Source organism: Phytoactinopolyspora endophytica (genome assembly GCF_004138495.1).
Classification (GTDB): Bacteria; Actinomycetota; Actinomycetes; order Jiangellales; family Jiangellaceae; genus Phytoactinopolyspora; species Phytoactinopolyspora endophytica.
On record NZ_ML142849.1, the window covers coordinates 568,556 to 576,732 of the forward strand.

Below are 8,177 nucleotides of genomic sequence, written 5' to 3' on the forward strand. Positions count from 1 at the left end.
TATGCCCATTGCCCTGACTGGCGCATCTGTGGACACACTGTAGGCATGGGTTGTTAGGACAATGTGACCCCGGACACCGGCAACGGTGACTATCTGCCAGCGTCGACCGTAGTCCACGCGCTGTCACGGATCTCCATGATCTCCGGTGCCGCACCGAGCCGATCGCCGAATTCGTCGAACGCGAACTCCCCTGTTGCGCCGTCGAATCTCACTTCGGCGAACTCGCCCAGGCAGCCCTCCCGCGCCGACGTCGCTGAACTGGCGGACGGCAGACACCGGGTTAGCACAGTACCGAGTGCGACGCCAGTGTCATACGCTGCGGCTCCGTACGGACCCGGGTCTATCCCGGACTCGGTCAGCCGCGCCTCGGCGTCTCCTTGCCCGGAGCCGCCCTCCGGCGACAACTCGCTCTCCACCGCGGTCAACGCCCCCTCCGCCGAGGACCCGGCTTCAGCCAGGAAGGCGTCGCTCATCAGCACGGATCCGCCCAGCAGCTGCATCTCAAGGCCTCTGCGGGCAATCTCGTCGGCGACGACCGCCGCAACGTTCGCCGATCCTGAGACGAACACGGCATCGGAGTCTCCAGCCTGCGCCTCGTCGAGCATGACGTCGACGTCGTCGACTGACACGGTCGTCTCGTCAACGCTGCTGTCGCTTGAACCGTCGTCGTCGGCATCGTCGTCGGCGGAGCCGGAGTTGTCTGGGTCTGTGTCACCCGAGCTGTCGTCCTCGCCGCTCGGGCCGTCGTCGCTCTCGCCGTCGTCGCTCTCGCCATCGTCGCTCTCGCTGTCGTCGGCGTCGCTCTCGCCATCGGCGCTCTGGTCGCCGCTCTCGCCGTCGTCGGCGTCGCCCTCGTCGGTGGCGTCGTCCCCACTGGCGTCGTCGTCCCCACTGGCGTCGTCGTCCTCGGCAGCGTCGGTATCTGCATCGTCCTGAGTCAGCACGAAGCCGCCGCCGTGCTCCAACTCACCTGCTGCCGCGTCGTCTTCGTCGGCGTCGTCGCCTGCACCGGGCTCCTCGTCGTCCTCATCAGTCTGATCGGACTCGTCATCGGCCTGGTCGGACTCGTCGCCGCCGCCGTTCTCATCCGCGTCGTCGCCGGCCTCGGGGTCGTCCGGTTCGGCGCCCTCGCCGTCGTCATCGGATTCGTCGCCGCCGGAGGGCTCGTCCTCGCGTTCGTCGACGCGTAGCACTTCTCCCTCGGCCTCGCGGAACGCGCCGGCGAATGCATCCGCCTCGCCCTCGCCATCGGCGTCGATGACTGCCACCGTGTCCATGCCGAGCGCACTCGTCGCGTATCGGGCCAGCTCCGCGAGAGGATCGTCGTCGCTGACCGCCGTCCGGAAATAGCTTTCGTATGGGCGCAGCGGGTTCTCGTCGTCGGCGCCGCGCGTGTGCTCAGGAACCGTGTCGGCCGGGGATATGAACAGCAACGACGCCGCGTCGAAGACCGGCTGCGCCGCGCGGACCGTCTCTGTGGACAATCCGCCGACCACTGCGACGACGTCATCGTCAGCTATACCGGAGGCCAGCTCCGGGATGCTCTCATCTTCGGGCTCGTCGTCGACGGCTTCCACCTCGACTGTCCAGCCACCTATATCGTCCGTGGACTCGCCAAGACTTAGCTCGACGGCAGCGACGACTCCGTCCCCACTGGCAGTCCCCTCTGGGACGAAGAGGACGACTTTGGCGAGCTTCTCGGGCTCTTCCTCGTCACCGCCACTCAGCAGGCTGCACGACGTCAACGCCGCGGCCCCGCACAGTGCCACGGCGGCCATCAGCGGCCGTCGCACAGGTCAGCTGTCCTGCGCTTCCGACGTCCCCTCAGGGGTCTCCATCTCGCTCTCGGACAGCACCACCTGGGCAACGCTGCGCATGGAAGTCCGCTTGTCCATGGCGGCCTTCTGGATCCATCGGAACGCATCCGGCTCGCTCAAGCCGAACTGCGACTGAAGGATTCCCTTGGCACGGTCGACGAGCTTCCGCGTCTCGAGGCGTTCACCGAGGTCGGCGACTTCCTTCTCGAGCTGTGTGATCTCCTCATGCCGGGAGAGCGCCATCTCGATGGCCGGGACGAGGTCGGACTTGGAGAACGGCTTGACGAGATAGGCCATACCGCCAGCCTCACGTGCCCGCTCCACGAGGTCACGCTGAGAGAACGCGGTGAGGAACAGCACCGGCGCGATCCGCTGGGCGGCGATGCGTTCCGCGGCCGAGATACCGTCCAAAACCGGCATCTTCACATCCATGACGACGAGGTCCGGCCGGTGCTCCTCGGTCAGCCGGACCGCCGTTTCGCCGTCAGCCGCCTCCGCGACGACGTCGTATCCCTCTTCCTTGAGCATCTCGATCAGATCGAGACGGATCAGGGACTCGTCCTCGGCCACCAGAACGCGCCGGGCAGGACTGGTCTGGGTCTCGGGAGTTGGCGTTTCGGTCACGGCGGAAGCCTACCGGTCATGCAAGGAGATGTGCAGCACGGGGTTTACGACGACGCCGCACGCCCCGCCCCGCGTACCGGCTGCCCAGCCCTCACGCGCAGTGGATCATCCGTCGATGCTGCCGGGACACAAGCTCGCATTCAGGTCTTCGGCCCGATGAACGAGTCGAGGATGGCCACACTCGCCCGCTTGGCGACCGACAGGTTCCGCGAGTTGTTGTAGCGCCATTCGACCCCGATGGCGTCGCAGGCATGCCCGAAGATCTCTCTGATGTCAGCGGACGCGTTGGTGAAGTGGTACCGCGGGTACGGCGGGTAGTCGGTACCGACGGCATGGTTGAGAACCCGCGTGCCGTCAGAGTGGATCAGGCCGCGGATGAGCGGCCGAGGGTCGGCGTTGACGAGTTCCTGCTGCCACGGAGCCAACTCGATCTTCCTGTCGTGTTTTCGCCCCGGCCCATGCTGCGGAAACAGACAGACCCAGTGCTTGGAGTCCGAGTGCACCTCCGTGCAACCAACGTTGTGCACACGCCCCACCTTGACCGGGAGCACCGCACTCATGGCTTCCTCGCACCAATCCATCAGCTGGGGATACGCGTCGCAACAGGCGATGCGGAGCCTGTACACGCCCTTCTTACTGACCGATAGGCAACCGTCGCCAAGGTACAGACCCAGCAGGTAGACGTATGCCTCGCGAGGCACAGACTCCAGTTGGTCGGTACACAAGGGACATGCGTAGCGCGTATATCCCAACGTGCCAGCCCGGTGACCCTCGAAGTCAGGAGCATTTCCTAGCAGCCACTCCCGTATCGTCGACCGAGAGACCCCAGTAGCCCGGGAGATCTCAGACTTGTTGAGGCCCTCCCCCCAAAGCTTCTTGACCAGGGCGACTTCGTCCGGGGAGTACATCCGCGCTATCCTTTCGGGATCTAGTAACCTTGGCTGAGCCAAGGGCAGGGCCCGGTGCGCCAACTGGAAGAGCGGCGGCACTCAAAATGCCGTGATTGTGGGTTCGACTCCCACCCGGGCTACACACAAAGACCGCAAGAGGCACTGCCGCGATCAGTCAGGCAATTATGCGCGTGGGCGCAACGTGTTTCGCTGCTCATCACCTGCGAACACGCGGCATCCGGTGTCATATGACCGGGGCGCACGGTCCTGCTGTCTCTACGTGCCCTCAACGGCGATGTCTCACGTTTGGCCGCGCACGCGGACGACGTCTGCTCCTTGACAGGAGCGCAAGGACCTTATTCTCGGCCCCACCTCCGGTGGGCCTCTCTGGTGATGAGTGCGCTCTAACATGACACCAGCTTATCGAACACATGATCCCAACACCAGTACTATTCCGTATCTACTGCCAGCTTCGCCATCTCGGCATAGACAAGCACTCACGACACTACGAAAGGCCAGCCACACGGACATGACCGGCTATGTCCGTAACGACTTCGTCGTAACTCGCACGACAATGCCGTAGGCACAGATTGTGTGACCAGGCGCGACGTGGAAGGGTGACGCAATGCCTGGTGTTCCGGTCAAACCACCTGCGCTGCGTCCCGGTGACACCGTCGCCGTGGTGTCGTCGTCCTGGGGTGGGCCGAGCGTGTTCCCCGGCCCGTATGAGGCCGGCGTCCGCGTGCTGCGCGACGTGTTCGGGCTCGACGTGGTTGAGGCGGAGACGGCGCGGACGCACGCCGACGAGCTCGCCCGGAACCCGAGACGGCGGGCTGAGGTGATGAACGCGCTCATCACCGACGATGAGGTGAAAGCGATCATCTCGACCATCGGCGGCGACGACTCAGTACGGATTCTTCCGTGGCTTGACACTGCGTCGGCGCTCGCGCATCCCACGATCGTCATGGGTTACTCAGACACCGCAGCGCAGTTGGTCGCGTACCATCTCGCTGGGCTGGTGACGTACGACGGTTCCTCGGCCATGTCGGGGTTTGCCCAGTTGGAGAACTTCCCCGACGCGGTCGCGCACACACGAGCGATGCTGTTCGGTGAGGCGGCGAGTCAGAGGCCGTACCAGCTGCCCGCGTTCGAGCGATGGACGCAGGATCGCTACGACTGGGACGAGCCGGCAAACGCGTCGCGTGTCACGGGCCTACGCTCGAACGACGGATGGCGCTGGCTGCACGGTGACCGGGTCTCCACTGGGCGGCTGTTCGGCGGCTGCGTCGAGGTGCTGGAGTTCCTGAAGGGCACGCGTTGGTGGCCGAACGATGACCCAGGCTGGTGGCGGGACCGGGTGCTGTTTCTGGAGACGTCGGAGAAGCGCCCGACAATTGGCCAGGTACGTCGCTGGCTGCGCAATTACGGCAGCCAGGGCGTCTACGAGCATGCTGCGGCTCTGTGGATCGGGCGGGCGTACGGGTACGACGACGAGCAGAAGAAGGCGCTCGACGAGGCCGTCGTCGACATCGTGGTGCGCGAGTTCGACGGTGACCTGCCGATTGTTGCCAACCTCGATTTCGGCCACACCGACCCCCGCTGGGTCTTGCCGCTCGGTATCACTGTCGAGACCGACCCTGTACAGCGCACATTGCGGGTGATGGAGTCACCCACGACCTCCTAGCTCTACGTACGCTGACCTGACCGGCCCCGTTTGTGGCCGCGGACTCGTGCCGTGTGAACGGCCAGGCGCCCCGGCAACTCTTGGCAAGCGATTGCCAAGAATGGTCGCCACTGGGCATGCTGGTACGCGGACTATCCGGTGATCATCAACCCCTGGCCACATCATGATGCGGCGGACCGTTGATGCTCATGGGCGCAGGCGAAACACGAGGAGAATCATGAAGTTCGCGGTGTTCACCGTCAGTGTGCCCGAGTGGGAACCGGCAGAGGCGGCGAAGCATATCGCCGGCGCCGGCTACGACGGCGTGGAATGGCGCATCACCGAGCCGAACGACTCCGCTGACGGCAAGCCCGGCTTTTGGACGGGCAACCGGTGCACCTGGCCGGCGTCGTCGTTCCCCGACGACGTCCAGGCGATCAAGGAGCTCACCAATGGCGCCGGCCTGGAGATGCCGGCCCTCGGCACCTACCTTCGCCCCGATCAGTTCGAGCAGATCGACACGACCATGCGCGCCGCTGCTCAGCTCGGCGTCCGGCAGCTGCGGGTCAGTTCGGGCGGCTACGAGACCGGCCGCAGCGTCCGCGACCAGTGGGACGAGCGGCGTGGACAGTACGCCGAGGTGGCCCGGCTCGCCGCCGAGCACGGTGTGCGGGCGAACATCGAGATCCACCACCAGCAGCTCACGCCTAGCCCGCACGCGGCCGCGGCATTCCTCGACGGGCTCGATCCCGATCACGCCGGCGCCATCTTCGACATCGGCAACATGGTCTGGGAAGGATGGACCGAATACCGCTTCGGCCTGGAGGCGCTCGGCCCGTATCTCGCCCACGTGCAGGTGAAGAACGGTGCCGTCGTCCGCTCGGGCACCACCCGCGACGACGGCACCGTGGAGTGGGAGAACACCCAACTGACCCTCCGCGACGGTTTCGCCGACATTCCCGCGTTCCTGACAGCGTTGAAGCAGGTCGGTTACGACAGCTGGGTCTCTGTCGAGGACTTCTCCGATCTCGGTGAGCAGACCCGATCCGAGCGCATCGCTGACAACCTCGCCTACCTCAAGGCGTCGGCCGCCTGAGGCCTTCGGTATCCGCGGCACCTGCTGCCGGCTTGTTGAGCGTGAGTGTCGTCAAAGGGCTGTCCAGACGCCGGTATACGCCACTGACGCTCAACAAGCTCCGGATGCAGCTATCCACACCAGGCGGCTCACGCGTCGTGCCAGCCGACCAGACGGCTGAAGACCGGCCACGCGTCGTCGGCGAAGAACCGGTGCGCACCGTCGCCGATTACCAGCTCCACACGCTCGGATGCGCCGAACACGTCGTAGATCTCGCGCACCTTGCCGGCAGCCTCCCTGACACCGTCGATCGGGAAGATCGGATCGTCGCGCCCGGTCGTGACGACGAGCGGACGCGGCGCGATCAGGCCGGCGAGGTCCGGCATGTCGAAGTAGCGCAGGGCACCCGGCAGGTAGTTGTCGCTGCAGTGGTCGATGGAACCGATGCTGGCCCGGTAGGTGCAGACCGATGCCGACGGCATGACAGCGCCGATGCGTTCGTCCACGCACGCCGCGTACCAGGCGACGGTTCCTCCGCCGCTGTGCCCAAGACATGCGATCCGGTCGGTGTCCACCTCGGGAAACTCGGCGAGGGCATCGATGGCCCGGGACACGTCCCACACCCGCTCGCCGACCATGGTGCGTCCCAGCAACGACGCCACATGCACCGCGTGATGACACGTGCCCAAGCCGGCTCGTCGTTCTTCGGGCCGGATGTCCACCCGCTCGCCGAAGCATCGCTGTTCGAGCGCCAGCGCCGCGTATCCACGCGAGACCGCCTGAATGGCGAAGTCCCGATCACCGTCCGGGACCTGTGGCGTCGGGTCGGACACACCGGCCCTGGCCAGCGAGTTGTGCATACCCGTGGAGTGCCCTTGCAGGCACACCACCACCGGCACCGGTTGATCCGCGCCGTCGGGTACGAGCAGGTGGCACGGGACATCGGCGCCCAGCTCCGAGGTGAAGACGAAGCGGATCTCGGCATAGCCGTCACGCTCCTTCCTCCACTCGACGCGTAGATCGAGATCGACCGGCTCCGGCAAGACACCGATCAGCTCGCGCAGCCGTCCGGCCAGTTGTACCCGCCACGCGCTCAGGTCCATGCCCGGGCTGTACGCGAGCTCAGGCTTCGCCGTTGCGAGCAGCCGCTCGTGGACGTTCTCCGGCGCGAGACTCAGCTCACTCATGCTTCCTCCCAGTACGGCCGTGCGGACACTTCGTGGCCTCAGGTAACGGTTTGGGGCCTGCGAGCTTCGTCCAGACGTTACGTGAGGCCACGAAGTCACGCTTGGCCCATCCGGCGGGCTTCCGGCCGATGGACGCCACGTGGCGTGTAACCGAGAGAGCCGGCGTGGCCCAGAACATCGGCCAGGTACCACGTGATGGCCAGCCACATCTCGGTGCCTTGTAGGCCAGGCTCTCCATTGAAGCCGCTCCCCGGCCGCAACGCGAAGCTGAATCCGGCACGCGGTTGCCAATGCTCCAGCACCCGCTCCAATTGTGCGGCCGCCCACACCTGAACGTCGCCGCGGCGGTGGCCGCTCTGCCTGCCGGCCAGCCAGAGCGGGTGGATCACGTCCAGCACATCGCACGCGGTGCCCCGGCCGTCGCCGAACCACCGGCCGTCACGAGTGTGCGCCAAGACCGTGTCGATCACCTGCTCCGGGTACGGCACAGGCAGGCCGAACTGGGCGAAGGTGCCCCGGGTCAGGCGGTAGTACCCGTTCACCATCTGCCGCCGGCCTTCCTCGGCTGTCAGCCCGCCCCACATGCCGGTGTGCGGGTTGACGTGCGTATGCAGCCAGCCGATCAACATGTCCAGTGCGCCCGGCAGCCCGAACTGATGCCGGTTCCAGTACAGGCCGGTGCCGAAGCCGTCGACCCAGTCACCGGCGCGCCATGCACGCTCGGCCCACGGCTGCGTTTCCAGCATGGTCACCAGCTCATCGGACGTGATCTCGTCCACTGCGATGATCGGGTGCTGGAACGACGACCCCAGCAGCTCCAGCGCGTAGCCAACGGACAGGATGTGGTACCGCAGCTGGCCGTCGCCTAGATCGGGGCCGGGTCCGGACGGCGTCGTTCCGTGCGCCGCACGAACGACCCAG

The 8,177-nt window shown here is 66.0% G+C and carries 6 protein-coding genes, 1 tRNA gene and 1 pseudogene; 3 read left to right on the forward strand and 5 right to left on the reverse strand.

Annotated features, from left to right (window positions below; translation table 11 throughout):
* Positions 1-89: 89 nt before the first annotated feature.
* The 3 genes from ELR45_RS02525 to ELR45_RS02535 all read right to left on the reverse strand — a co-directional run bounded on the left by ELR45_RS02525 (position 90) and on the right by ELR45_RS02535 (position 3,349).
* A complete protein-coding gene (locus ELR45_RS02525; protein ID WP_129663140.1) occupies positions 90-1,793 on the reverse strand; it encodes an ABC transporter substrate-binding protein in 1,704 nt (567 codons plus the stop codon).
* Positions 1,794-1,796: 3 nt separating this feature from the next.
* Complete coding sequence (locus ELR45_RS02530; protein ID WP_240759094.1) at positions 1,797-2,441, reverse strand: ANTAR domain-containing response regulator; 645 nt, start codon at positions 2,439-2,441, stop codon at positions 1,797-1,799.
* A gap of 140 nt (positions 2,442-2,581) precedes the next feature.
* Entirely contained in the window at positions 2,582-3,349 is a 768-nt protein-coding gene (locus tag ELR45_RS02535; protein WP_129663142.1) for a helix-turn-helix domain-containing protein, read from the reverse strand.
* Between the two features lie 48 nt (positions 3,350-3,397).
* Between ELR45_RS02535 and ELR45_RS02540 the strand changes: the two genes are divergently transcribed.
* From ELR45_RS02540 to ELR45_RS02550, 3 genes are all read left to right on the forward strand, one after another.
* A tRNA-Leu gene (locus tag ELR45_RS02540) sits at positions 3,398-3,471 on the forward strand.
* A 485-nt stretch (positions 3,472-3,956) separates the two neighbouring features.
* Positions 3,957-5,015: a S66 family peptidase gene (locus tag ELR45_RS02545; protein WP_129663144.1), complete on the forward strand. Its 1,059-nt coding sequence runs from the start codon at positions 3,957-3,959 to the stop codon at positions 5,013-5,015.
* Positions 5,016-5,232: 217 nt separating this feature from the next.
* A complete protein-coding gene (locus tag ELR45_RS02550) occupies positions 5,233-6,090 on the forward strand; it encodes a sugar phosphate isomerase/epimerase family protein (protein WP_129663146.1) in 858 nt (285 codons plus the stop codon).
* 128 nt (positions 6,091-6,218) lie between these two features.
* Here ELR45_RS02550 and ELR45_RS02555 read toward each other — a convergent pair whose 3' ends face one another.
* Positions 6,219-7,256 carry an alpha/beta hydrolase family protein gene (locus tag ELR45_RS02555; protein WP_129663148.1) on the reverse strand — a complete coding sequence of 346 codons (1,038 nt, stop codon included), beginning with the start codon at positions 7,254-7,256 and terminating at the stop codon, positions 6,219-6,221.
* Between the two features lie 95 nt (positions 7,257-7,351).
* Positions 7,352-8,177, reverse strand: a pseudogene (locus tag ELR45_RS36535) (acyltransferase); the annotation flags it as partial.